Consider the following 23822-nt stretch of genomic DNA (forward strand, 5'->3'; position numbering starts at 1 on the left):
CTGGATTTTGTGACGATAAGATAACGCAAACCCGCCGCTCCGTGGCCCTTGGCGCCACTTACTGCCCTGCTCCCCTCGCCTTCTGAGTGTAAAACGCGCAAAAGAAAACGCGGCGCCCAAGAATAGGGCACCGCGCGAACTCGGGCGATGGCCGGACCGTTCAGCCGATGTGGAAGAGCGAGCTGAACATCCGCGGGTCGATGCTGTCCGACGCAAATGTCTCGCCCTCGGTCAGAACGCTGACGGCATCATGGCTGTGCAGGCTTTCCTGATGGCTGGCCACCACGCGGAAATCCCCGATCCGCGGATCCTTGAGCAACTGCTCGCAGAACAGCCTTGCCGCATCCTCGACGAAAATCGGGTTGGCAGCATTCAGCTCGGCAAAGGCCTGCTCATCCTCGCGCTTCACCATGACCTGCGTTTCGGTGGGGACAGCCGCGCGGGCCATGTCGATCAGGTCTTCGAACCACAGGATCTGCGGACCCTCGATCTCGATCGACAGGCGTGCAACCGAGCGTTGGGAATGCGGCGTCGCCAGCTGCCCGCGCGTCTGGCGCGCATGCTCGCTCAACTCCAGCGAGCAGGGGCATGTGGACGAATAGATGTAATCGAGATGCATGAACTTGCGGCGCACCCCGTCCTGCTCGACCAGTTCCATCGCGATGTCGTAATACTGGTAGCCCTGCAGCCCCGAGCGCAGGGATTGCACCTTGGCCGGATAGGAAAACCGCATCTGGAGCCGTGCATCGATCGTGTCCAGATCGGTGATGTAATCATCCAGCGCCGCTTCCATGACCTCGAAGCTGAAAGTCTTTTCGGCATGGCGATAGAAGCTGCGCATGATGCGCGACATGTTGATGCCTTTCTTGCCCGCCTCGAGGCTAACCGTGCCGGTCACACTGGTCTCGAGCGTCAGATCGCCATTGTCGCGGGTGTGAAACTGGATCGGCAGGCGGAAATTCGAAATACCGACATGCTGCAACTGCTGGCGCGCGCCGCGAATGAGCGAGCTGGGACCGTTCTGCAGATCCGGTAGAGACGCCTTGTAGGCGTCGCTGACCTTGAACTCATCCGGATAATCGCGTGACAGATCCGGGTAGTTCGAAAGTGACCGGCCCGGCAAAAGCCGCGCGATGGCCGGGTCCAGATCGGCAACCTCCTCGGGGGTGGCTTGCGCAGCCCAGCTCCGCAGCCGCTCCAGCGCCGCTTTCGCCTCGTCCCGATCCGGCATGTCCGATAGTTCCCGCGTATGAATATTCATTTCCGGCCCCCGATATTCAGCGCCCAGTGTATCTAAACATGGCCGCTAAGGATTTCCAATTTCGAAAGGAATTACGTCGGAAGCGACAGGCCGGATCATTGTTTTTCGCCCGCAATGGTCAAAGCCCGAGAGATATCGGCAATCAGGTCTTCTTGATCTTCGATCCCCACCGACAGCCGCACCAGTCCCGGCGTGATACCCAGCAGGGCCTTTTGATCCGCCGGCAAGCGTTGATGCGTGGTTGTTGCAGGATGGGTGGCGATGGATTTGGCATCACCCAGATTGTTCGAGATCACCACGATCCTCAACGCATTGAGAAACCGGAACGCCGCCGCCTGCCCGCCCGCCAGCTCCAGCGCCACGACCGTGCCACCCTTGCCCATCTGCCGCAGGACCAGATCATGCTGCGCATGGCTGGCATGACCCGGATAGATCACCCGCGACAATTCGGGCCGTCCCTGCAGCGCATCGGTCAGCGCCAGCGCTGTCTGGGCCTGCGCATTGACCCGCAGGCTGATCGTCTCGAGCCCCTTGAGCATCACCCAGGCATTGAACGGGGACATCGCGCCGCCGGTATGCTTCATGTACGGCTCAACCGTGCCCCGGATGAACTCGCGCGTCCCGAGGATCACACCGCCAAGCGCGCGCCCCTGACCGTCGATATGCTTGGTCGCCGAATAAATCACCACATCGGCCCCCTGCTCGATCGCACAGGAAAACACCGGCGTGGCAAAGACATTGTCCACGACGACTGTGGCGCCGACCGCATGGGCGATATCCGCCACCGCCGCGATATCCACAACTTCGAGCGTTGGATTGGCGATGCTTTCGAAGAACACCGCGCGGGTATCGCTGCGTACCGCTGCGCGCCACGCGTCCAGATCCGTGCCGTCAATGAAAGTCACCTCGACCCCGAAGCGCGTCAGCACCTCGTCCAACACATAAAGGCACGACCCGAAAAGCGCGCGTGCGGCCACCACGTGATCGCCCGCCCGCAGCATCGAGGTCAGCGCGCCGCTGACCGCCGCCATGCCGCTGGCGGTGGCAAAGGCAGCCTCGGCCCCTTCCAGACCGGCGATCCGGTCCTCGAACATCGCAACGGTAGGATTGCCATAGCGACCATAGATGAATTCATCCGGTCCAGCCTGCAGGAACCGGGCCTCGGCGGCTTCGGCACTGTCATAAACGAACCCCTGCGTCAGAAAGATCGCCTCGCTGACCTCGCCATACTGGCTGCGGCGGGTTCCGCCATGCACCAGTTTCGTCCGCATGTTCCAATCATCACTCATCTTCGTCCTCCAGGGCGCTTGGCCCAAACAAAAAAACCCCCGTCGCGGTCAAGCGAAAGGGGCTCCTTCATCCTGACCTCTTTAGCGGAGTTGTTTTACGTGGCCCGCAATCCGGTAACAAATCGCCACGCGGTTGCTTTAGACCCGGTCGCGTGATCCGTCAACACCGTCATCCAGCTTTCGCATGGCCGTCACGACGGCGTTCCATGTCTGCCAGGGTGCAAAATCACACCGTGGATTTGCGGCTTGACCACCTCGCCTGCATATCCGTGCCGACGAGCGGTTCAGGCCGGATCATCCCCGGACGGCATCAGCACCGGGACCATGACCCAACAATAGAACCAGTGCAGCACGATCATCAGACCCGGCAGGAGCGTGATCCAGACCAACAGCGTCTCCCCGGCGATCACGATGCTCAACGCCACCCAGAATACGAGTATGACAAGCACAGGCAAAACGTCCTAAGGGCGGATCGGTGGGGTCGACGCACACCGCAGACGATGAAGCAAGGTCAGCGACATGCACTCCGGCCAACCGGAAAACCGGCCCAAATCCGGGCGCCGGCTTGTAGTTTCAAAGACATAACCGGAAACTCCGGTCAGGCGTCCTCGTCCTGTGTGCCATGTTCGCGGAAAAGCCGCCCCTGCGCCATGAAGAACACGAAGATCGCCGCCGTCAGACCGAATGTCTTGAAATAGACCCATGTCTCTTCGCTCGTCAGGCGCCAGACAAGCTCGTTCAAGATCGCCAGACCAAAGAAGAACGCCGCCAGACGCCGGGTGAGGATCATCCAGCCCTCATGGGTCAGCGGCATCATGCCGTCCATCACATATTGCAGCCATGACTGACCACGCAGCAGGCCCGCCCCAAGAACCCCGGCGAAGATCAGATAGATGATCGTGGGCTTCATCTTGAAGAACCGCGGATCGTTGAACCAGACGCTCATACCGCCGAACACGATGATCAGCACCGCTGTGACCACCTGCATCCGCGACAGATGCCCCGTCAGCCACCAAAGTATCCCCATCGCCAGCAGGAAAACCGGAATGAACCCGGCCGTGACCACGATAAAGCCGTCATATTCGGTGCCGCCAAAGGTAAAAACCCGGTCCTTGAGCATCAGATACGCCGCGAAAAACGCAATGATCGGTCCCAGTTCAAGGCCGGTCTTCACCAACGGATTGATCTTGTGCTCGCTCATATCGGCCTCTCCGGTCACCGTCCAAAGCGTGTCTGCCCACCCCCTGAGGTCTCGGGCCGAAACGCGTGCATCGATCTGGCGATGCGCTGGTCTTTCACCTATCACAGCCCCCGGTGCAATCAATGGCATACGGGCATGGCACTGTGCCACAGGCATAGGGGCGGGCCGCGCTCCCGGCCGGGGGTCAGCCGCGCTCAAGCCCGATCAGGGCCGCTGCGAAATCCTCAGGGTCGAACGGGGCCAGATCGTCGATCTGCTCGCCCACGCCGATCGCATGAATCGGCAGGCCAAACTTGTCGGCCAGCGCCACCAGAACCCCGCCCTTCGCCGTGCCGTCGAGCTTGGTCATCACCAGCCCCGACACATCGGCCAGTTTCTGGAACGTCTCGACCTGGCTCAGGGCGTTCTGCCCCGTGGTGGCATCGAGCACCAGAAGCGTATTATGCGGCGCGCCGGGATCTTTCTTGCGGATGACCCGGACGATCTTGGCCAGTTCTTCCATTAGGTCAGCCCGGTTCTGCAATCGCCCCGCCGTGTCGATCATCAGAAGGTCCGCGCCATCGGCCTGCGCCTTTTCAATCGCGTCGAACGCCAGACTGGCCGGATCAGACCCTTCCGGCGCGGTCAGCACCGGCACACCGGCCCTCCCGCCCCAGATCTGCAACTGCTCCACAGCCGCCGCGCGGAACGTGTCACCGGCAGCGATCACCACGCTCTTGCCCGCCGCCTTGAACTGGCTGGCCAGCTTGCCGATTGTCGTGGTCTTGCCCGATCCGTTCACGCCCACCACCAGCACGACCTGCGGGGTCTTGGGATAGATCGGCATGGGCCGGGCGACCGGCTCCATGATCCGGGTGATTTCCTGCGCCAGCAACTCCTTGATTTCCTGACCGGAAAGTTTGCGCCCCATGCGGCCCTCGGCCATGTTGGCGGTCACGCGCAGCGCGGTATCCACCCCCATATCCGCCGAGATCAACAGCTCCTCGAGCTGTTCGAGCATGTCGTCGTCCAGCACGCGCCGCACAACGGTCTTGCCCTCCTTGCGACCCAAAAGACGCCCCAGAAGTCCCGGCTTGGCACTGTCTTGCGCCGGGCTGGTCACCTCATCGATGGGGATTTCCTGCGGCGTCGGCGCAGGCGCCGGATCGGGCGCGCGCACCGGCGCTTCGGGCGGGGCTTGGTCCGGCCATTCAAGGGGCGGTTCGGCAGGCGCCTCCGAGGGCGGCTCGGGGACTTCCTCGGGGCTGGGTTCCGGTTCGGGCGCTGGTTCCGGCTCCGGCGCTGGTTCCGGTTCCGGCGCTGGTTCCGGTTCGGGCGCTGGTTCCGGCTCAGGCTCGGGAACGGGCTCGCGCCGGGGCTCCGGCTCCGGGCGTGGCTCCGGGCGTGGCTCGGGTGCGACAAGCACCTCTTCCTCGACGCCATCCTCCATGATCGCATCCAGACCGTCCTCGATTTTCGAGGAGGATTTGAACAGCCGTTCCTTGAGCTTCGTGAAAAACGCCATGCGGCCTCCGATACCGTCTCAATCCTCACCTAATGCGGATCGTCGGGATTTGGAAGATGCCGACGTCCGTCAGATCTCGTCGGGGAAATGCTTCATTGTAAGACGGATCGGGTTCGGCGCCGCCTGTCCCAGCCCGCAGATCGACGCATCGCCCATCGCCTGACACAGCTCTTCCAGCAGCGGCTGGTCCCATCTGTCGGCCTGCATCAGCTTGACCGCCTTCTCGCAACCGACCCGGCACGGCGTGCACTGCCCACAGCTCTCATCCTCGAAAAACCGCAGCATGTTCAGCGCCGCCGCCTTGGCGGAATCCTTGTCCGACAGCACCACGACCGCCGCCGACCCGATGAAGGTGCCATGCGGCTGAAGCGTGTCGAAATCCAGCGGAATATCGTTCATCGACGCCGGCAACAGCCCCGAGGACGGCCCGCCCGGCTGATAGGCCTTGAAGCTGTGACCCTCCAGCATGCCCCCTGCCGCCTCGATGATATCGGTGATCGTCGATCCCGCAGGCAGCAGATGCACACCCGGCTTGTTGACGCGCCCCGACACCGAATAGGACCGCAACCCCTTGCGCCCGTTGCGTTCGACATCCGACAGGATCTCTTTGCCTTCGCGCAGAACGCGGGTGACCCAGTAAAGCGTCTCGACATTGTTCACCAGCGTCGGGCGATCGAAGATGCCCACCTGCGCCACAAAGGGCGGACGATGGCGCGGCAGGCCGCGCTTGCCCTCGATCGATTCGATCATCGCGCTTTCTTCACCGCAGATATAGGCCCCGGCCCCCCGGCGCAGATCGATATAACCCGGCGCCACGACACCGGCAGTTTCCAAGGCGGCGATCTCACGGCGCAGGATCTCCAGCACGGCGGGGTATTCATCTCGCATGTAGATAAAGCAGGTCTCGGCCTCGACGGCCCAGGCAGCGATCAGCATTCCCTCAAGAAAAACATGCGGTTGCCGCTCAAGGTAAAAGCGATCCTTGAAGGTGCCCGGCTCGCCCTCATCGCCATTCACCGCCAGATAGCGCGGGCCTTTCTCGGCCCGCACGAAGCCCCATTTGCGCCCCGACGGAAAGCCTGCACCGCCAAGCCCACGCAAACCGGCATCCAGCAAGTCCTGCTGCACCGTCTCGAAATCGCCGCCCTCGCGCAGCCGCGCCAGCACCTGATAGCCGCCCGCCTTCGCATAGGCATCATAGGTTTCGTACTGCGGCACATGCGCATGGGTATCGTCGGCGGCGATCGCCGCTTCGACCTTTTCGGGGGTGGCGTGATCGATATGGTTATGGCCGATCTCCAACACCGGCGCTGTATCGCACCGCCCCATGCAGGGCGCGCGCAGAACCCGCACTTTCGCCGGGTCCAACCCGTCCTCCAGCGCCTTTTTCAACTGTTGTGCGCCCGCCAATTCGCAACTCAGCGAATCGCACACCCGGATGGTCAGCGCGGGCGGCGGTGTCTCGCCTTCCTTGACCACGTCGAAATGCGCATAGAACGTTGCCACCTCATAGACTTCGGCCTGCGCGATGCGCAGCTCTTCGGCCAGCGCCCGCAGATGCGCGGCGGACAGATGCCCAAAACGATCTTGAATGAGATGCAGATACTCGATCAGCAGATCGCGGCGGCGCGGCGCGGCGCCAAGCAGCTCCTGCACCTCCTGCCATGGGTGATCCTCGAGCTGGCGGCCCTTTGGCGTGTGACGGCCCTTGCCCTTGCCCGATTTCCAGACGCCCTTGCGTTCATCCAGTGCCATGCGCGTGTTCCCTGTCTGCGTTCCGCCCGACAGATACATATCACCAGCCCCCCGCGCGTGACCAAAAGCGACATCTGCACCACCGGAAACGTTGAGGGCGGGTAAAATGCGGCGGTCCCGGACATGTGATCGCTCCCCACTGGTCGCAACAGGCCCCATCTGTCACTATACCGCCATGCGTCGCGTGATGTGGACCCTGTGCCTTTTGCTTTTGGCCCCCGCCTTGCGGGCCGATCCTGCCATGACCGCAGAGGAATTCGACGCCTACACAACCGGCAAGACCTTCTATTACGGCAATAATGGCGTGCCTTATGGTGCCGAGGAATATCTCGATGACCGGCGTGTGATCTGGTCCTTTCTGGACGGCGAATGTCAGGAAGGCCGCTGGTACGAAGACAACGGGCTGATCTGCTTCGTCTACGACACCAACCCCGACCCGCAATGCTGGAGCTTTCGGCAATCCGGGTCCGGCCTGATCGCGCGATTCGAAAACGATCCGTCCGCCACCGAGCTTTACGAGGTCGAGCAAAGCCGCGACCCGCTGATCTGCCCCGGCCCCGAAATCGGCGTCTGAGAAGGGCCTCTTGGCGCCATTCGGGCTTTCAGAAAATCAACCTGCGCCGGGAAGTCATCCACAGCCCTTTAAGGCCCGCACCGCAAATCCCGACGCAGAAAACCCTTCTCCACAATCAGAACAGACTGCCCTGATCGGGCGGGTCCGAGGGGCGCTTGCCGGGCTTTTTCACCGGTTTTTCGGCAAGCGTCCGGTCCTGTGCGGCCCCGTCATCGGGCGCACCTCCTACCGGCATCCGACCATCTGCAAACTCGATCTCCAGCGCCTGCGCGCCAAGGGCGGCAGCGCGGGTCGTCACCACGTCCCCATCGCCGCGCACCACCGCGTACCCACGCTGCAAGGTCGCCTTGTAGCCCAGTGTCTCGCGCAGCCGGTCCATCGCGTTGATCCGCTCCCGCCAGCCGCGCAGCTGCCGGTCCCCGGCATCCGACAACCGGCGCGCCACCCGGTCCAGCTGCTCGGACTTGCGCGCGATATCGCGCTCGATGGGCCGCAGGCTCAACCGGTCCAGTCTGCGGTCAAGCGTCTCGCGTTTGCGGTCCACCATGCGTTGCAACGCCGGGGCCAGCCGTGCCTCCCATGACAGGAACATCTCGCGCCGCGATGCCAGCCGCGATTGCAGCGCGCCCGGTCGCAGCGCACCCGACGCCTCGAAAAGCCTCACCCTGCGCGCCTGTACCGTGCGCGTGAGCGCCGCAGGCAACCTGTCGGACCATGCATCAAGCCGCTGGCGCGGTGTATCCAGCAGGCGCTCGGGCCTTGGCAAGGCCCGCGCAAGATCGCGCAACCGCTGCCCCCGCGCCGTCACCCCCGAGGTCAGCGCGTGAGTCATCCGCGCCTCTTGCTTGTCCACCCATGCCAACAGATCCATCCGCACAGGCACCGCCAGTTCCGCCGCCGCCGTGGGCGTCGGTGCACGCTGATCCGCGGCAAAGTCGATCAATGTCGTGTCGGTCTCGTGGCCCACCGCCGAAATCAGGGGAATCTCGCTGGCCGCCGCTGCCCGCACCACTGATTCCTCGTTGAACCCCCACAGGTCCTCAATGCTGCCTCCACCCCGCGCGACGATCAGCAGATCGGGCCGGGGCAACGCACCGCCCGGGCTGAGCCGGTTGAAGCCTTGAATCGCGCGGGTCACCTCGGGCGCGCATTTCTCGCCCTGCACCGCCACCGGCCAGATCAGCACCTTGCGCGGAAACCGGTCGCGCAGCCGATGCAGGATATCGCGGATCACCGCGCCAGAGGGCGAGGTCACGACCCCGATCACCTCGGGCAGATACGGCAGAGGCCGCTTGCGCTCGGGCGCAAAGAGCCCCTCGGCAGCCAGTTGCGTCTTGCGCTTTTCCAGCATCGCCATCAGCGCGCCCATGCCCGCCGGCTTGATATCCTCGATCACAATCTGATAGCGCGATTGCCCGGGGAACGTGGTCAAACGGCCCGTGGCCACCACCTCCATCCCCTCTTCGGGCTGCACCGAAAGGCGGCTGGCCACCCCTTTCCAGATCACCCCCGCCAGAACCGAGCGGTCATCCTTGAGGTCCAGATACACATGCCCCGAGCGTGGGCGGCTCACGCGGCCCACCTCGCCCTTGACGCGGATATGGGCGAATTCGCCCTCGATCACCCGTTTCACAGCCCCCGAAATCTCGGAAACCGAGAATTCCGGGGCGTTTTCGCCCTCCATGGGGTCGTCGATCAGGTCGGACATGCGTGCGCCTTGTGTCTGCTCTCGCACCACCTTAGAACGCCCATGATCCAAGGCCAAGCAGGAGAGCGGCGCCATGAACATCCTGATCCTCGGCGGGGGCGGCCGCGAGCACAGCATCGCGTGGGCGGTCATGCAGAACCCCAAATGCGACAAGCTGATCGTGGCCCCCGGCAATGCCGGCATCGCCCAGATCGCCGAATGCGCAAGCCTCGATATCCTGAACGGCGCGGCGGTGGTGAATTTCTGCGACGAAAACACCATCGACTTCGTGATCGTCGGCCCCGAAGCCCCCCTTGCCGCTGGTGTCAGCGACCGTTTGCGCGATGCGGGCCTGTTGGTTTTCGGCCCCTCGCAGGCCGCAGCCCAGCTTGAAGCCTCCAAGCACTTCACCAAGTCGATCTGCGATGCGGCGGGCGCCCCCACCGCAGCCTATGGCCATTTCACCGACGCGGCCTCTGCGCGCGCTTACGTTACGGCACAGGGCGCGCCCATCGTGGTCAAGGCCGACGGGCTGGCCGCCGGCAAGGGCGTGATCGTCGCTGAAACCGAAGCACAGGCGCTGGCCGCGATCGACGACATGTTCGGCGGAGAATTCGGCGACGCAGGCGCCGAAGTGGTGATCGAAGAATTCATGACAGGCGAAGAAGCCAGCTTCTTCGTGCTCTGCGACGGTGAGAATGCCCTGCCCATCGGCACGGCACAGGATCACAAGCGCGTCGGCGACGGTGATACCGGCCCCAATACCGGCGGCATGGGCGCCTATTCCCCGGCCCCCGTCCTGACCGATGCGGTGGCCGATCTGGCGATGGAGCGTATCATACGCCCCACCCTGCGCGAAATGGCCCGGCGCGGCACGCCCTATCAGGGCGTGCTCTATGCCGGCCTGATGATCCAGAACGGCCAGCCCCGGCTGGTGGAATACAATGTGCGCTTCGGTGACCCGGAATGTCAGGTGCTGATGATGCGCCTTGGCGCTCAGGCGCTCGATCTGATGCAAGCCGCCGCAGAGGGGCGTCTGGCCGAGGCTCAGGTCAACTGGGCCACAGATCACGCGCTCACTGTGGTGATGGCCGCCAAGGGCTATCCCGGCTCTTATGAAAAAGGCAGTGCAATCAACGGACTGGACGACACGACAGAAGACAGCTTTCACATGATCTTTCACGCGGGAACCGCAATGGCCGATGGACGGATCGTGGCCTCGGGCGGACGGGTGCTGAACGTCACCGCGCGCGGCGCCTCCCTGCAACAGGCCCGCGACCGCGCCTATATGATGGTTGATCGGATCGACTGGCCCGAAGGCTTCTGCCGCCGCGATATCGGCTGGCGCGCTCTGTCCTGATACCGGACGCCGCTCAGGGCCTCTGACCTCGGTCGCCCCTCAGCGGCAGGCCATCGCCCGATCGAACCCCGCCGCATCGGCCCTTGTCCCCAAGGACCGTGCCACCAACTGGCGCCCCTCGAACGCCACCGACAGCACGCGCCGAAACCCGGCATCCGCCACCACGATTTCCGGCCCCTGCCCGCAATCGCGCAAACCGCCCCAGATCACCTCGTCGCCGATGCGGTGATTGGTGACACCGCTCAGACGCGCGATCTCGGTCAGACCGCCCGGCGCCCAACTCCAGACCCGCAGCGTCTTGCCCAGATGCGGCGTCTCGACATAGGCGATGTCGATCACCCCATCGCCGTTGAGATCGGCAATCGCCGCTGGGGCAAGCCAGCGAAACCTTGTGCCGATATGCGGCGTGGCGGCGGCCTTGACCAGCCGCCCTTGCCGCAGGCTGTAGACCGCAAGCTGCGCGCCAAGGCGCGGATCGGCCTCGACCAGAACCACATCCAGCCGCCCGTCTCCATCCGCATCCACGACGCGTGGCGCGATATCCTCGAACACATGATCCGGCTCCGGCCCCTCGCGCAGATCGAACCGGATCTCCCGGCCCTGCGCATCGCGCACCGCCAGAACCCGGCGCTCGGGAATCGCGCCCATGATCCGGTGCGGATAGCTGTCGTCGGGCACCTCGAACCGGGCCGCGTTGATGCCCTGGCCTTCTGACGTGACCCAAGGCTCCTCAGCGTGCAGCGCCCCGGCAAGACAGGCGGCGGCACATGCGATCCATGCCCCCGCCCGCCGCATTGTCAGATCTGCTTTTCGGGCATCTGGACCACAAGCCCGTCAAGGGCATCCGTGACCTTGAGCTGGCAAGTCAGCCGCGAGCGTGCCGGATCGGGCTGATAGGCGAAATCCAGCATGTCCTCTTCCATGTCATCCTTGGCGGGCAGCTTCTCGACCCAGGCCGGATCGACATAGACATGGCAGGTCGAACAGGCGCAGGCACCGCCGCAATCGGCCTCGATGCCGGGAATGTTGTTGTCGCGCGCACCTTCCATCACGGTCAGGCCGTTGGCCACTTCGACCACGTGCTCGGTCCCGTTATGCTCGATATAAGTGATCTTCGCCATGAACTCTTGCTCTCCCTTGACGTGACGGACGTTCCGTTTCCTAGCCAAGCCATCTAGGTCAGACCAGCCCCATTTGCGACCCCTGTCAAAAAGAGTTGCGACAAAATCCATATGTTCTATCTTTGTTCTCATGCAGGTCTTCTCTTCGTCTTCCGCATCCCCCGCCACCGCCCGTGCGACATGGCCCCGCCCTCCGGCCTGCCTTGTCGCGGCCCGTCTGTCCGAACCGCCCGAAGGCGCGCGTGTCGCGGTCGCCGGGCTGGTGATCCTGCGTCAGCGACCCGGCACCGCAAAGGGGGTGATCTTTCTCACGCTCGAGGATGAAACCGGCGTGGTCAATGTCGTGGTCTGGCGAACGCTCTACGAACAGTTCCGCCGCGCGGTGATCTCGGGGCGGCTCTTGCGGGTCACCGGCCGGGTGCAGCGCCAATCCGGCGTGGTGCATGTGGTGGCCGAAAAGATCGAGGATATCTCACCCCTGCTCGACCGCCTGCTGGACCCGTCCCTGCGCTGATCTTGCCACTCCGGGCCGATCGCGGCACAGCCCCCTGCAAAACTGTGTTTCAGCTTTGCGGCGAAAGGCGATACACTCCGTGCAAAACAACGCCCCCGAGGCCCGAGCAATGACAGTCCGTTCTTTTGCGTTTCTTCTGGCCGCCGGTTTTGTGGCCGGATGTCAGACCACCGCCGCCCTGCGCGAACCCGACATCGTCCAAACCCTGCAAGAGGCCCCCCCAGGCGCCCCGCCCGGCACCTGCTGGGGCAAGCAGGTCACCCCCGCAATCGTCGAAACGGTCACCGAACAGGTCATGCTGCAACCCGCCGAGATCAGGGCCGACGGCACCGTCACCCAGCCCGCGATCTTCAAGACCGAAACCCGGCAGGCCATTCTGCGCGAACGCAAGGCGACATGGTTCCAGACCCCCTGCGCCACCGAGCAGACACCGGATTTCATCGCCTCGCTGCAACGCGCGCTCAAGGTCCGTAACCTCTATCGCGGCCCGATCACCGGCGAGATGGACGCCCGCACCCGCGCCGCGATCCGCGCCTATCAGAAACCCGAAGGTCTGGATTCAGGTATCCTGTCCCTCGCCGCGGCGCGCAAACTGGGTCTCGTGGCCGTGGCCCCCCCTGACGAAAACTGACACGCGCACCCCGCGCTCAGGCCCAGGTTTCAGGCCCCGGTTCAGGCCCAGACTCAGGCCATCCCCCCCTGCACCAGCCGCTCCGCCAGCCGGGCATAGGCCTCGGCCATCGGCCCGTCACCTGCCGCCACGGGAACCCCCGCATCGCCCGCCAGCCGCGTCTCGAGGTCGATGGGCAGCGCCGCCAGCAGCGGCAGGCCCAGCTTCTCTGCCTCGGCTCCCACGCCCCCATGACCGAAGATATGCGCCTCATGTCCGCATTCCGGGCAATGGAAGCTGGACATGTTCTCGATCAGCCCGAGGATCGGCGTCTTGAGCGTCCGGAACATATCCATAGCCTTGCGCGCATCGATCAGCGCCACATCCTGCGGCGTCGACACCACCAGCGCGCCGGTCGGCGCTGCGCGCTGGCACAGCGTCAGCTGCACATCGCCGGTACCGGGCGGCAGATCGACGATCAGCACATCCAACTCGCCCCATTGCACCTGCGACATCATCTGTTGCAGCGCCCCCATCAGCATCGGCCCCCGCCAGATCACCGCCTTGTCCGCCTCCAGCATCAAGCCGATCGACATCATAGTGACGCCATGGGCATGCAGCGGCTCGATGATCTTGCCATCGGGGCTGGCCGGGCGCTGGCTCACCCCCATCATGCGCGGCTGGCTCGGCCCGTGAATATCGGCATCCAGCAGCCCCACGCGCCGCCCCTGCCGGGCCAGCGCCACCGCGAGGTTCGACGAGACCGTGGATTTGCCCACGCCCCCCTTGCCCGACGCGACCGCAAGGATCGAACGCACTTGCGCCGGCCGCACCGACTCCTGCCCGCCCTTGGGGTGCCCGCCGATCTTCAAACTGGGCGCCGGCCCACCGCCGGGCGCCTTGGCCTCGCCCGCATGGGCCGTCAGCGCGACACTGGCCCGCGCGATCCCCGGCACCGACAGGGCGGCGCGCTCGGCGGCGGCGCGCAAGGGCTCCATCTGACGGGCGATATCCGGCGTCGGCGCCTCGATTACGAATCGCACCTGATCCCCCTCGATGGTCAACGCCCGCACCATGTCGCGCGACACGATATTGCCACCATCCGGCAACTCCAACCTTTCGAGCTGCCTCAGAATGATGTCCCGCGTATTCGCCATGCCTATACTCCTATCTTGCTGATGCAATAGGTGGCAGATTCCCCACCACAGACAAGGGCGCCTCCGCACAACGCCCAAAAAATGAACCTGACGCCCAAAGTTAGGTCAATACAGCTTATGCATTTGCTGCATAGCAGCATTGAGCCAATGGGGGATTGTGCAGACGCAGCATCGACGTATTTTGGTATCAACACAGGCACGCACCGACCGGTGCACAGGATGATGACGGAAACCTGAAATGACGTTCGCCAACTACACACGCGCCGCCGAAACCGGACTGGGCCTCGAACTGGCCTCGGCCCTGCATCACATGATGCAGCGTTTCACCGATTACCGCGTGTATCGCAAGACCCTGAACGAGCTGCGCGCACTCGACAACCGCACGCTGGCCGATCTGGGCATTGCACGCTGCGGCATCCGTGCCGAAGCACTGCGCGCCGTTTACGGCATGCGGGACTGAGAATTCGAGTTCAGGGGCCTCTCTCCTCCTCCCTGAGGCCCCTGTCAATGGCGGCGCCCCCCTCCTCCTCCCTGGGGCGCCGCCTTTAAGACCCGGATCCGAACGGATCCAGAAGATTGCGAAAGGTCCTCTCCTCCTCCCTGGACCGATTGCGACACCAGCGAGACGCCCTCTCCTCCTCCCTGGGCTGATCGCGACCCTTACGAACGGCCCTCTCCTCCTCCCTGGGCCAATCGTGAAAATGAAACGGCGGCGCCTCTCCTCCTCCCTGGCGTCGCCGTGTTCTTTTTCTCGCCGCAGGTTATTGCTCTCGACGGGTTGACGCCCCGTCCCTTGCCTGCTGCACTCCTTTCAAAGCCGAAGGAAGGGACAGCATGACACCAGACAGCCAGGATCCCGGCCTGCGCCATGCGATCATCGACGCCGTGGCCGATGGGTTCGACCGCCAAGTGCACTTTCTGGCCGAGTTCACCCGCATTCCCAGCCTCCGCGGCCAAGAGGACGAAGCCCTCGATTTCATGGCAGGCGCCCTGCGCGCACGTGGCTGGTCGGTGGATGACTGGACCGCCCCCCTCGAAAGCCTCCGGCACGAGCCAGGCTTTTGCGACTGCGCGGGCGAAGTGCCCTCGGTCCGCTCCATCGTCGGCACGCTCTCTTCCGGCACGGGGGCCGGGCGCTCGCTTATCCTGCAAGGCCATCTCGACGTGGTGCCCGAAGGCCCCCACGCCATGTGGCACTCGCCTCCCTTCGCCCCCGAGATCCGCGACGGCTGGATGTATGGCCGCGGCGCAGGCGACATGAAAGCCGGCAAGGTCGCGGCCCTCTTCGCCGTCGACGCGCTGCGCCGTGCGGGCGTCACACCGTCGGGGCGGCTGCATTACCAATCTGTGGTCGAGGAAGAAAGCTCCGGTCTGGGCGCCCTCGCGACACTCGCGCGCGGCTACCGTGCCGATTGCGCCTTCATCCCCGAACCGACCGGTCTCGGCCTCGTGCGCGCGCAGGTCGGCGCGATCTGGTTCCGCCTCAAGGTGCGCGGCCGCCCTGCCCATGTGGCCTATGCCAGCACCGGCGCCAGCGCCATCACCGCCACCATGCACCTGATCGCAGCCTTGCAGCAGATGGAAGCGCGCTGGAACGACGCGGCCCGCGACCACCCCCAGTATCGCGATGTCCCGCACCCGCTCAATTTCAATGCCGGCAAGATCGCCGGTGGCGACTGGACCTCGAGCCTGCCCGCCTGGTGCGACGTGGATTGCCGCATGGGGCTTTTGCCCGGCGATGACGTCGCCGCGCGCCGCGCAGAGATCACCCGCACGATCGAGAACGCCGCGGCCGAGCACCCTTTCCTGCGCGACAATCCCCCCGAAATCCTGTGGACGGGCTTCATGGCCGATGGCTACACCCTCAACAATGCCGAGGCGCCCGAAGCCTGCCTCGCGCGCGCCCATCACACAGCCACCGGGCAGGACCGCCCCGAGGATCAATCCTGGACCGCCCTCACCGACACGCGATTCTACGGGCTCTATCACGGCATCCCGAGCCTGTGTTACGGCCCGCTGGCCGACAGCATCCACGGCTTCGACGAACGGGTCGATCTTGCCTCGGTCCAGCGCTGCACCGAGGTGATCGCGCTTTTCATCGCCGATTGGTGCGGCCTCGCCAGCCTGCCCGGCACCCCCGGCAAAGCCTGACCGCCCGCGCGTTTCTTCTGGCTGAAAACATCCCGGGGGGAGGCGGTCAAATCCCCTTGGATTTGACCGGCGGGGGCAGAGCCCCCAAGCCCTTGCCCCGCTCTCAGAACGGCACGTCGTCCGGACCGGTCACGAAACGGGCCACGACCTTTTTCGTTCCCGCCTTCTCGAAGGCGATCTCCAGCTTGTCGCCCTCGATGGCGATGATCGCGCCATAACCGAATTTCTGATGAAACACCCGGTCGCCGACCGTATGCGCGCTGATCGCCTGCGCATCGATCACGCTGGAGCGCTGTTCGCGCGGCTGGCTCACGGGCCGCTCGCCCGCGCGCGCCTGAAGCCGCCGCCAGCCCGGCGAATTATAGACATTCGCCTCCGCCGCCGCCTGCTCGAGCCCCGATTGCACCGCCGGCCCGGCACTGGCCGCAGCCGCGCCGTAAGCCCCGCCATAAAGCCCCGGCGGCGTCAGCACATCGACATGGGCCTGCGGCAATTCATCGATGAAACGCGACGGCATCTGGCTTTGCCATTGCCCATAGACCCGGCGGTTTCCGGCAAAGGAAATCGTGCAGATCTCCTCGGCGCGGGTGATCCCCACATAGGCCAGGCGGCGCTCTTCCTCGACCCCCTTCTGCCCGCTTTCATCCATCGAACGTTGCGACGGAAACAGCCCATCCTCCCAGCCCGGCAGGAACACCACGGGAAATTCCAGCCCCTTGGCCGCATGCAGCGTCATGATCGACACTTTCTCGCCCTGCTCTTCGGACTCGTTGTCCATGATCAGGCTGACATGCTCAAGGAAGCCACTAAGATTCTCGAACTGCTCCAGCGCCTTGACCAATTCCTTGAGGTTCTCCAGACGCCCCGGCGCCTCGGGCGTCTTGTCGGCCTGCCACATGCCCGTATAGCCGCTTTCATCAAGGATGATCTCGGCCAGGTCCACATGGCTCAGATCCGCGTCATGGGTCATCCGGCCCCAACGGGCCAACCCGTCCAGCAGCGTGGCCAGTTCGGTGGCCCCCTTGCCGGTCAGCCCCTTCTCACGCAAGAGGATCGCCGCTCCCTCGACCAGCGGCACACCATGCTGGCGCGCGGTCACCTGGATCTTCTGTTGTGCCTTGTCCCCCAAGCCCCGCTTGGGCGTGTTGACGATCCGCTCGAAGGCCAGATCATCGGCGGGGCTGATCACCAGCCGGAAATAGGCCATCGCGTCGCGGATCTCCATCCGCTCGTAGAATCGCGGCCCGCCGATCACCCGGTAAGGCAACCCGATGGTCAGGAACCGGTCCTCGAAGGCGCGCATCTGATGCGAGGCCCGCACGAGGATCGCCATGTCATCCAGCGAAAAGGGCCGCATCCCGCGCGTGCCGCGCTGCATCGCCTCGATCTCTTCGCCGATCCAGCGCGCCTCTTCCTCACCGTCCCAATGCCCGATCAGGCGGACTTTCTCGCCCGCCTCCGCTTCGGTCCACAAGTCCTTGCCCAACCGCCCCTTGTTGGCCGCGATCACACCGCCCGCCGCCGCCAGGATATGCGGGGTCGAGCGGTAATTCTGCTCCAGCCGGATCACCTTGGCGCCCGGAAAATCCTTCTCGAACCGCAGGATATTGCCCACCTCGGCACCGCGCCAGCCATAGATCGACTGATCGTCGTCGCCCACGCAGCAGATGTTGCGATGCGCCCCCGCCAACAGGCGCAGCCACAGATACTGCGCCACGTTGGTATCCTGATACTCGTCCACAAGGATGAAGCGGAACCGGCGCTGATACTGCGCCAGAACATCCTCATGCGTCTGGAAGATCGTCACCACATGCAGCAGCAGATCGCCGAAATCCACCGCGTTCAGCTCGCGCAGACGCGCCTGATACTGCATGTAAAGCGCCACCCCCTTGCCGTCGAAGGCGCCCGCCTCGGCGGCTGGCACCTTGTCGGGCGTCCAGGCGCGGTTCTTCCAATTGTCGATCACCCCCGCCAAATGCCGCGCAGGCCACCGCTTGTCGTCGATATTCGCCGCCTGAATCAACTGCTTGAGCAGCCGGATCTGATCGTCGGTATCGAGAATGGTGAAGTTGGATTTCAGCCCTACCAGCTCCTGATGGCGCCGCAGGATCTTGACGCAGATCGAATGGAACGTGCCCAGCCACGGCATCCCCTCCACCGCCTCGCCCAGCATCCGGCCCACCCGCGATTTCATCTCGCGCGCGGCCTTGTTGGTGAAGGTCACCGCAAGGATCTCGCTGGGGCGCGCGCTGCCGGTGTTCAGCAGATGCACGATCCGCTTGGTCAGCGCCTTGGTCTTGCCGGTGCCCGCCCCCGCCAGCATCAGAACAGGCCCCTCAAGCGCCTGCACCGCGGCGCGTTGCTCGGGGTTGAGATCGTCGAGATACGGCATCGGCCGCGCCGCCATGGCGCGGGCGGCCAGCGATGCGCCCTCGAACGCGTCGGATTCGTCGAAACTGCTCATGCCGGCCAAGATAGCGCGGCCTCAAGATGAGTTAAAGAGAATGTTCGGGGAATGTTCCCGGCTTTTTGCGCATCATTCCGCCGCAGCGCACGCGACCGTTCAGGAGCCTGTCTCTCCATCGCCGCGCAGCGCCTCCAGATTGCACAGCGATTGCTGAGGCCCCGCCCCCGGCAGGTCATCGCGCCCTTCGCCGGCATTGCCCTGCCGCATCGCGCGGGTCTGCGCCCAACGCACGATGAAATCCTCGCTGCAGGTGGCATAGACGACGCCCGCCGCCTTCGTGACATGGCGCATCTCATACTCGAACCGGCCCTCGTGCCCGTCGCGATCGATCAGGATCACCGCAGGGGCCTTGCCGGTCAGATGCGCAAAGAACAGCGCCTGATGCACGCTGTCGCGCGACGCGCTTTTGCCATCCAGCCCGATCTCGATCACATGCCGGTCCGTCTCGCAATCCACCCGCACATAGCGGCTCATGCCGTTGACGTCGAAATACTTGCGGGTCTCCTGCTCGGATCCGGCCAGAAACGCACATAAGAGCGCCGCAAGTTCCACTTCACCCGCCATTCCAGCCCCTTTGGTTAACGAATATTAACAAAAGGTTATTTTATAAATGTTATTTGTCAATATGTTATACGCGCTTTTAGGGTCCACCTTTGGCCCCAGCATAGGGTCCATATTGCGAGGTCTGCATGACGCTTTATGTTTGTCGAATGACCAGACTCGCCAGCATTTCTAACAACCATTGTTGCGCCAGCAAGCTGTCTGCCTCGCGCTAAAGTGTGAACTGTGCGGTCACAATTCTATGGTTGCGGTTACATCTCTAATTGATACGGTTGAGAGAGAAGTATCTGTTCAGGAAATCATACCCAAGTTGCGCTGTAGCCACTGCAAAACCAAAGGGCGGGCATCGTTCGTTATTACTTTCGTTGGTGGCTCTGGAGAGGCAATGCTGGGAGCCATGCAGCGGAGAAGATAATTTGAAAACTTGGCAGTTTATCTTCTTGGGTGCGCTTATTGTCGGAACTGGCATTTATGTCGTGAATGGCAAGGAATGGCAGGAATCGCGCGCCGCTTGCAGGGAATATCGTGAATGGGTGCGTTTTCAAAATGACATGCCTCGGACCCCCGTCAGATATGACGACTGGTTCAAATGGAGGTCAGTGATCAGGGAACATGGTTGTAGCGAGCTTGAGATAAAGAAAGAAGTCACCAGCTCCGATGCAGAACAAGACCTGACGTGGCCTGAGTATCTCAAAAAATTGCAGGAAGAAGAATAGCGCCGAAGGTGTGAAAGGATCATGAATGGCAGTTTGTAAAAGTTGCGGAAAGAATTTGTCGCTGTTGAACAAAGCGACAGATGAACTTTGCAATAATTGCTTGCGATCCGGTAGCACGGAAAGGCAGGCGACCCAAAAACACAGAGCTGAGGTGGAAGCGGTAGTATTGACAACCGAAACCTACCCCGAGGGCCTGAAGATCACCAAGCGGATTGAGGTAGTCACGGCTGAATGCGCCTTCGGCATGAACATCTTCAAAGACCTGTTTGCTGGTGTCCGAAATATCGTTGGCGGACGCTCAGAGGCTGTCCAGAAGACGCTTAGGGATACCCGACGCACAGCACTCTACGAATTGAAGAAGGAAGCCTATGAGGTGGGTGCTAACGCTGTAGTGGGCGTCGATTTGGATTACGTGGAATTGGCGGCTACAGGGTCAACGATGGTGCTTCTGGTTGCGTCGGGAACTGCTGTGAGAATTGAGGAATGAGAACACGACTTTTGGCACTGAGTGTGCTTTCAATCCTTTGCTCCACCGCTACAGCCCACGCGCAAGATTTGGATGTACTGATATCCGATTGTTTGTCAGCAATTGAAAAGGATGAGCAAGCAGCAGACGCAGCTGCAGACGCCATAATTGGAAGTGGTTCGATTTCCGACCCATACGACCGGGAAGGTGCAATTGAATGCGTAAAAGCTGTGAAGGGAGAGCAGTGGTCTTATTCTGTAGCGCTTGGTGGTTTTTTGTCTGCCGAACAACTAGCTGCAGCAAAAAGACAAGCAGAGCTACAGCTGGAAATCAATTTTGCGAGAGAAAGGGTGGAGAAAACCATTCGGAGAGCGACAGAAGCGTTCAATACCACGAACCGTGAAATGCTTGCCGAAGAAACCTATCAAAGCTGTGCGGAGCTCTATTCAAAAGACAAATCAGAAGCCTTGCTAAATGGAACCTGCCAAAAGGCATTTTTAGAAGTGCAACACCCCAATATGCCTGACAGAACACGGTATATTTTGTCTTTTATAGAAGGGGAATATCCGGAGATCACCGAAGCTGAACGCATCGCAGTCGAGCAACTTAGCTTGTCAGGCCAACCGGCTAAACACACATCTAGAAACAATATGAAAGGTGCATCGGAAGCGGCTTCGTCATTGTCTAGTGTGCAACAATGTTGGAACGTAGGCTCTTTGAATGATGACGCTTTAAGATCAACAATATCGGTTGAGTTTGAAGTGGATGAAACATTCACACCTAAAGCGTCGACATTTAAGCTTTTAAACTCAAATGCCCCGACGGAGGCTGCAGAGCGACAAGCGTTTGAAGCTGCACGTAAGGCCGTCATTCGTTGTGGCGTAAATGGCTACAAAGAGGCAGAGGCCGGAGGCAAAGCAGTCATCACATTTAATGCAAAGCGGATGCGAGTTAGTTTTGAGGTGGAAAAGTAACTTTTTCAGAATTTTAGGTGTCTGATGCCCCCGATTACTTTGGTCCAAGAGGACTGGAAGCGTTTTATGACGCCAGAGGGCCTGTCTGAAAAGGCGGGTGTACCGAAGCACCACTTCAGAAAAATGATCATCAAGGAATTGATCGACAATGCTTGTGACGTGGGCGGTGGGCGCTTGCGATTGGTCAACAGCGACCTTCTTGAGTTCCACGACAATGGTCCGGGCATTCCCCTTGAGGCTCTGTCGATTAAGAGGCCACTGGTATCATCAAAACACTGGAGGCTAGGCGAGCGTGGCGCGCTGGGCAATGGTCTTAGGGCCGTGATGGGGGCGCTATACTGTTTGGGCGGACATCTTGTCATTCATGCTAATGGCAAGGCTACTAAGGTCTTAATCGGGGATGATGGCGAAACAAATTACATTGACCAAGGTGAGGCCCCAGACACGAAGGTGCAAGTATATTGTGATGAAATCGGAAACACGCCGGATCTACTGAGCTTTAAGTTAACGGAGCAAATGGCGGGGCCAGTGGTAAAGTCCAGCAAGGCGATACCTGAGTGGTTTGACGATGAGGCTATTCTGGACATTCAGCGAAGTGCGGAAGGTTTAACTGCCGGTGAGATCGTTAGGCAGTTCCGGACTGGCTACGAACCCAGCAATCCTGATGAACTTTTTACCGAGGTTGATGCTGTAGACCTGCTTGCCAAGATGCAAAAGCATACCCTTGAACGGACGCCGAAAGTGCGTGACGTTGGTCCTGGTTTAATGCCCGGTTGGGAATATGCTCAATTAAGAGGAGAGCGCGAGAATATCCCTTACGTGGTTGAAGCGTGGGTCGAGGCGACACCTAAGGGCAGCGGCAATATAAGTGTCGAAATACTGATCACGAATAGGGCCATCAGTCTCACAAGCGTCAACGCGAATGTGCAGAAAAAGGGGCGCCTTAACATCGAAACTCAGTTCTATAGATATCAACTTCCGGGATCAGATCGCGACAAATTTACCCTAGGACAGAACGTCGATTATAGAGCAGTACTTTCGATTAGTAGCCCATATTTCCCAATCATCAGTTCCGGGAAAGCTGTCGACCTTGATCATTACGTTAATGATCTGATGCGTGTATTATCGAAGGCTGGAAAAAAGGCCAAGAGTGCGCTCAACAAACGGAAGCCAAAAGAGAAGCGGATTACTATCAAAGATGCTGTAGAGCAGCTCTTGCCTGATGCCTACGAAAAAGTATCTGAGGGCGGACGATACTGGGCGAATGCGCGTCAGCTAATGTATGCAATGCGGCCCGAAATCCTACGTATCTGCAAGATTGACAAATTTGATGACGCTACGGTGACGCAAAAATACCTCCCGAGATTCCAACGACCGGAATGGAAGATTGCGTATGATAAGCGTGGCGCGCTGGAGGAACCCCATACTGGCCAGACTGTAGGGCTCGGGACAGTTGAGATTGAGAACTACAGGGGCAGAACAGCGAATATTGGGTTTGATAGGGCTGCACGGCCTTCGATGGTTTTCGGCAACATGCCTGCGGAGGGGAGGTTCAACAAGCTGCTATTCGTTGAAAAAGAGGGTTTCAATCAGCTTATTCGGGAGTCTGGGCTTCTAGAGCGGTATGACATGGCTATGGCTTCTTCGAAAGGGTTGCCCGTTGTCGCCGCGCGGGCTTTGATTGATCATCTGGCGGGGGCTGTTGATGGGTTCCAGCTGTACGTTCTGGCTGATTTCGATGTCAACGGATGTGTTCTTGCAGACAGTCTAGTGACCGACCGACACCGTTATCAGTTCGCTAATGAAGTGGATACTACGAAGCTGGGGGTTACGTGGGAGCAAGCGCAGCAGCTACATCGGCAAATGAAATCTGAGCCCGTTGAGCTCGAAAAGCAAAACACACGGGTATCTTACGCTGAGACCTTGGCAGGCTATGGGTTAGAGGAATCCGCAATAGATTTTCTGCTAGGGCGGCACTTGGATGAGTTCAACGAACAGCCAATGCGTGTAGAACTCAACGCCTTCACCTCACGTGAGTTGCTGGAGATTGTCGACGAAGGCGTGAGTGGAGCAAAGGTTGTCCCAAAGGACCTGCAGGATTTGTATGCAGAAGCCAGTTTGCGTAAGCGAGTTGCAGAGTACGAACAGAAGTTAAGAAAAGAGCCATCGCCCAGACCGCCTTACGGTTTAAGGGACACAATTGCTGAGATGCTTACTGAAGAACCCAACCTTTCTTGGGATGAAGTACTGGCGAGGTTGGTGTGATGGGGAAAAATAGTATAGCGATGATCTAGATGAATATCTCCCCAAAATTCCCCAAGGTGCTGGGATGCTTGGCGCAAAGATCTGATTGACCCCTCGGATGCTGAAGCTACCTTTCTCTACTAGATTTGAGTTGTGGTTATTCACGGAGGCAGACATCCCCATGCTTGGCAAATATGTCCGCCCTTACTT

Annotated in this window: 22 protein-coding genes and 1 riboswitch; of the genes, 10 read left to right on the forward strand and 12 right to left on the reverse strand. The window is 61.4% G+C overall.

What is annotated here, in order from left to right; all coding sequences use genetic code 11:
- Positions 1–160 precede the first annotated feature (160 nt).
- The 6 genes from folE2 to RAZWK3B_RS09705 form a co-directional block, all read right to left on the reverse strand.
- Positions 161–1261, reverse strand: coding sequence for a GTP cyclohydrolase FolE2 (gene folE2 / locus RAZWK3B_RS09685; protein ID WP_037295424.1), 1101 nt, complete (start codon positions 1259–1261; stop codon positions 161–163).
- 95 nt (positions 1262–1356) lie between these two features.
- Complete coding sequence (gene metZ / locus RAZWK3B_RS09690; RefSeq protein ID WP_007814589.1) at positions 1357–2550, reverse strand: O-succinylhomoserine sulfhydrylase; 1194 nt, start codon at positions 2548–2550, stop codon at positions 1357–1359.
- Between the two features lie 60 nt (positions 2551–2610).
- A riboswitch (SAM riboswitch) is annotated at positions 2611–2689 on the reverse strand.
- Positions 2690–2834: 145 nt separating this feature from the next.
- A complete protein-coding gene (locus tag RAZWK3B_RS21165) occupies positions 2835–2999 on the reverse strand; it encodes a hypothetical protein (protein WP_007814590.1) in 165 nt (54 codons plus the stop codon).
- Positions 3000–3148: 149 nt separating this feature from the next.
- On the reverse strand, positions 3149–3751 hold the full coding sequence (locus tag RAZWK3B_RS09695) for an inner membrane-spanning protein YciB (protein ID WP_007814592.1): 603 nt from the start codon (positions 3749–3751) through the stop codon (positions 3149–3151).
- A gap of 184 nt (positions 3752–3935) precedes the next feature.
- Entirely contained in the window at positions 3936–5255 is a 1320-nt protein-coding gene (gene ftsY / locus RAZWK3B_RS09700; protein WP_007814594.1) for a signal recognition particle-docking protein FtsY, read from the reverse strand.
- 69 nt (positions 5256–5324) lie between these two features.
- Positions 5325–7010 (reverse strand): NAD(P)H-dependent oxidoreductase subunit E, encoded by a 1686-nt coding sequence (locus tag RAZWK3B_RS09705; protein ID WP_037295574.1) that lies wholly within the window; start codon positions 7008–7010, stop codon positions 5325–5327.
- 175 nt (positions 7011–7185) lie between these two features.
- On the opposite strand from RAZWK3B_RS09705, the gene RAZWK3B_RS09710 reads away from it, so the two are divergent.
- Positions 7186–7584 carry a hypothetical protein gene (locus RAZWK3B_RS09710; protein WP_007814598.1) on the forward strand — a complete coding sequence of 133 codons (399 nt, stop codon included), beginning with the start codon at positions 7186–7188 and terminating at the stop codon, positions 7582–7584.
- A 115-nt stretch (positions 7585–7699) separates the two neighbouring features.
- Here the strand turns inward: RAZWK3B_RS09710 and xseA are convergent, their stop codons facing one another.
- Positions 7700–9292, reverse strand: coding sequence for an exodeoxyribonuclease VII large subunit (gene xseA, locus RAZWK3B_RS09715; RefSeq protein WP_007814600.1), 1593 nt, complete (start codon positions 9290–9292; stop codon positions 7700–7702).
- A gap of 73 nt (positions 9293–9365) precedes the next feature.
- On the opposite strand from xseA, the gene purD reads away from it, so the two are divergent.
- Positions 9366–10631, forward strand: coding sequence for a phosphoribosylamine--glycine ligase (gene purD, locus RAZWK3B_RS09720; RefSeq protein WP_007814602.1), 1266 nt, complete (start codon positions 9366–9368; stop codon positions 10629–10631).
- 39 nt (positions 10632–10670) lie between these two features.
- On the opposite strand, the gene RAZWK3B_RS09725 is transcribed toward purD, so the two are convergent.
- Together RAZWK3B_RS09725 and RAZWK3B_RS09730 are read right to left on the reverse strand one after the other, a co-directional pair.
- Positions 10671–11426, reverse strand: coding sequence for an FG-GAP repeat domain-containing protein (locus RAZWK3B_RS09725; RefSeq protein WP_007814603.1), 756 nt, complete (start codon positions 11424–11426; stop codon positions 10671–10673).
- A 2-nt stretch (positions 11427–11428) separates the two neighbouring features.
- A complete protein-coding gene (locus RAZWK3B_RS09730) occupies positions 11429–11752 on the reverse strand; it encodes a 2Fe-2S iron-sulfur cluster-binding protein (protein WP_007814605.1) in 324 nt (107 codons plus the stop codon).
- A 130-nt stretch (positions 11753–11882) separates the two neighbouring features.
- Between RAZWK3B_RS09730 and RAZWK3B_RS09735 the strand changes: the two genes are divergently transcribed.
- Both RAZWK3B_RS09735 and RAZWK3B_RS09740 read left to right on the forward strand, forming a co-directional pair.
- Positions 11883–12266 (forward strand): OB-fold nucleic acid binding domain-containing protein, encoded by a 384-nt coding sequence (locus tag RAZWK3B_RS09735; RefSeq protein ID WP_007814607.1) that lies wholly within the window; start codon positions 11883–11885, stop codon positions 12264–12266.
- A gap of 109 nt (positions 12267–12375) precedes the next feature.
- Positions 12376–12897: a peptidoglycan-binding domain-containing protein gene (locus RAZWK3B_RS09740; RefSeq protein ID WP_007814609.1), complete on the forward strand. Its 522-nt coding sequence runs from the start codon at positions 12376–12378 to the stop codon at positions 12895–12897.
- A 53-nt stretch (positions 12898–12950) separates the two neighbouring features.
- Here RAZWK3B_RS09740 and RAZWK3B_RS09745 read toward each other — a convergent pair whose 3' ends face one another.
- On the reverse strand, positions 12951–14033 hold the full coding sequence (locus RAZWK3B_RS09745) for an Mrp/NBP35 family ATP-binding protein (RefSeq protein ID WP_007814612.1): 1083 nt from the start codon (positions 14031–14033) through the stop codon (positions 12951–12953).
- A 238-nt stretch (positions 14034–14271) separates the two neighbouring features.
- On the opposite strand from RAZWK3B_RS09745, the gene RAZWK3B_RS09750 reads away from it, so the two are divergent.
- Both RAZWK3B_RS09750 and RAZWK3B_RS09755 read left to right on the forward strand, forming a co-directional pair.
- On the forward strand, positions 14272–14493 hold the full coding sequence (locus RAZWK3B_RS09750) for a DUF1127 domain-containing protein (RefSeq protein WP_007814615.1): 222 nt from the start codon (positions 14272–14274) through the stop codon (positions 14491–14493).
- Positions 14494–14867: 374 nt separating this feature from the next.
- Positions 14868–16184, forward strand: a complete 1317-nt coding sequence (locus RAZWK3B_RS09755) for an ArgE/DapE family deacylase (RefSeq protein ID WP_007814616.1) — start codon at positions 14868–14870, stop codon at positions 16182–16184.
- Positions 16185–16287: 103 nt separating this feature from the next.
- On the opposite strand, the gene RAZWK3B_RS09760 is transcribed toward RAZWK3B_RS09755, so the two are convergent.
- Together RAZWK3B_RS09760 and RAZWK3B_RS20200 are read right to left on the reverse strand one after the other, a co-directional pair.
- On the reverse strand, positions 16288–18648 hold the full coding sequence (locus tag RAZWK3B_RS09760) for an ATP-dependent helicase (RefSeq protein WP_007814618.1): 2361 nt from the start codon (positions 18646–18648) through the stop codon (positions 16288–16290).
- Positions 18649–18747: 99 nt separating this feature from the next.
- A complete protein-coding gene (locus RAZWK3B_RS20200) occupies positions 18748–19215 on the reverse strand; it encodes a hypothetical protein (protein ID WP_007814621.1) in 468 nt (155 codons plus the stop codon).
- Positions 19216–19628: 413 nt separating this feature from the next.
- Between RAZWK3B_RS20200 and RAZWK3B_RS09770 the strand changes: the two genes are divergently transcribed.
- The 4 genes from RAZWK3B_RS09770 (at position 19629) to RAZWK3B_RS09780 (ending at position 23633) form a co-directional block, all read left to right on the forward strand.
- Positions 19629–19928: a hypothetical protein gene (locus RAZWK3B_RS09770; protein WP_007814624.1), complete on the forward strand. Its 300-nt coding sequence runs from the start codon at positions 19629–19631 to the stop codon at positions 19926–19928.
- Positions 19929–19953: 25 nt separating this feature from the next.
- Positions 19954–20415 (forward strand): heavy metal-binding domain-containing protein, encoded by a 462-nt coding sequence (locus tag RAZWK3B_RS09775; protein WP_037295427.1) that lies wholly within the window; start codon positions 19954–19956, stop codon positions 20413–20415.
- Entirely contained in the window at positions 20412–21368 is a 957-nt protein-coding gene (locus RAZWK3B_RS21170) for a hypothetical protein (protein ID WP_157132213.1), read from the forward strand. The genes RAZWK3B_RS09775 and RAZWK3B_RS21170 overlap by 4 nt, the downstream gene beginning before the upstream one ends.
- A 66-nt stretch (positions 21369–21434) precedes the next feature.
- Positions 21435–23633 (forward strand): hypothetical protein, encoded by a 2199-nt coding sequence (locus RAZWK3B_RS09780; protein WP_007814629.1) that lies wholly within the window; start codon positions 21435–21437, stop codon positions 23631–23633.
- The last annotated feature ends 189 nt before the right edge of the window (positions 23634–23822 follow it).

The sequence above is a fragment of the Roseobacter sp. AzwK-3b genome, from assembly GCF_000170875.1.
Taxonomy (GTDB): Bacteria; Pseudomonadota; Alphaproteobacteria; order Rhodobacterales; family Rhodobacteraceae; genus Roseovarius; species Roseovarius litoreus.

Coding starts and splice junctions, on each gene's coding strand:
- folE2 (WP_037295424.1), bottom strand. CDS start 1,261: ATGAATATTCATACGCGGGAACTATCGGACATGCCGGATCGGGACGAG.
- metZ (WP_007814589.1), bottom strand. CDS start 2,550: ATGAGTGATGATTGGAACATGCGGACGAAACTGGTGCATGGCGGAACC.
- RAZWK3B_RS09695 (WP_007814592.1), bottom strand. CDS start 3,751: ATGAGCGAGCACAAGATCAATCCGTTGGTGAAGACCGGCCTTGAACTG.
- ftsY (WP_007814594.1), bottom strand. CDS start 5,255: ATGGCGTTTTTCACGAAGCTCAAGGAACGGCTGTTCAAATCCTCCTCG.
- RAZWK3B_RS09705 (WP_037295574.1), bottom strand. CDS start 7,010: ATGGCACTGGATGAACGCAAGGGCGTCTGGAAATCGGGCAAGGGCAAG.
- RAZWK3B_RS09710 (WP_007814598.1), top strand. CDS start 7,186: ATGCGTCGCGTGATGTGGACCCTGTGCCTTTTGCTTTTGGCCCCCGCC.
- xseA (WP_007814600.1), bottom strand. CDS start 9,292: ATGTCCGACCTGATCGACGACCCCATGGAGGGCGAAAACGCCCCGGAA.
- purD (WP_007814602.1), top strand. CDS start 9,366: ATGAACATCCTGATCCTCGGCGGGGGCGGCCGCGAGCACAGCATCGCG.
- RAZWK3B_RS09725 (WP_007814603.1), bottom strand. CDS start 11,426: ATGCGGCGGGCGGGGGCATGGATCGCATGTGCCGCCGCCTGTCTTGCC.
- RAZWK3B_RS09730 (WP_007814605.1), bottom strand. CDS start 11,752: ATGGCGAAGATCACTTATATCGAGCATAACGGGACCGAGCACGTGGTC.
- RAZWK3B_RS09735 (WP_007814607.1), top strand. CDS start 11,883: ATGCAGGTCTTCTCTTCGTCTTCCGCATCCCCCGCCACCGCCCGTGCG.
- RAZWK3B_RS09740 (WP_007814609.1), top strand. CDS start 12,376: ATGACAGTCCGTTCTTTTGCGTTTCTTCTGGCCGCCGGTTTTGTGGCC.
- RAZWK3B_RS09745 (WP_007814612.1), bottom strand. CDS start 14,033: ATGGCGAATACGCGGGACATCATTCTGAGGCAGCTCGAAAGGTTGGAG.
- RAZWK3B_RS09750 (WP_007814615.1), top strand. CDS start 14,272: ATGACGTTCGCCAACTACACACGCGCCGCCGAAACCGGACTGGGCCTC.
- RAZWK3B_RS09755 (WP_007814616.1), top strand. CDS start 14,868: ATGACACCAGACAGCCAGGATCCCGGCCTGCGCCATGCGATCATCGAC.
- RAZWK3B_RS09760 (WP_007814618.1), bottom strand. CDS start 18,648: ATGAGCAGTTTCGACGAATCCGACGCGTTCGAGGGCGCATCGCTGGCC.
- RAZWK3B_RS20200 (WP_007814621.1), bottom strand. CDS start 19,215: ATGGCGGGTGAAGTGGAACTTGCGGCGCTCTTATGTGCGTTTCTGGCC.
- RAZWK3B_RS09775 (WP_037295427.1), top strand. CDS start 19,954: ATGGCAGTTTGTAAAAGTTGCGGAAAGAATTTGTCGCTGTTGAACAAA.
- RAZWK3B_RS21170 (WP_157132213.1), top strand. CDS start 20,412: ATGAGAACACGACTTTTGGCACTGAGTGTGCTTTCAATCCTTTGCTCC.
- RAZWK3B_RS09780 (WP_007814629.1), top strand. CDS start 21,435: ATGACGCCAGAGGGCCTGTCTGAAAAGGCGGGTGTACCGAAGCACCAC.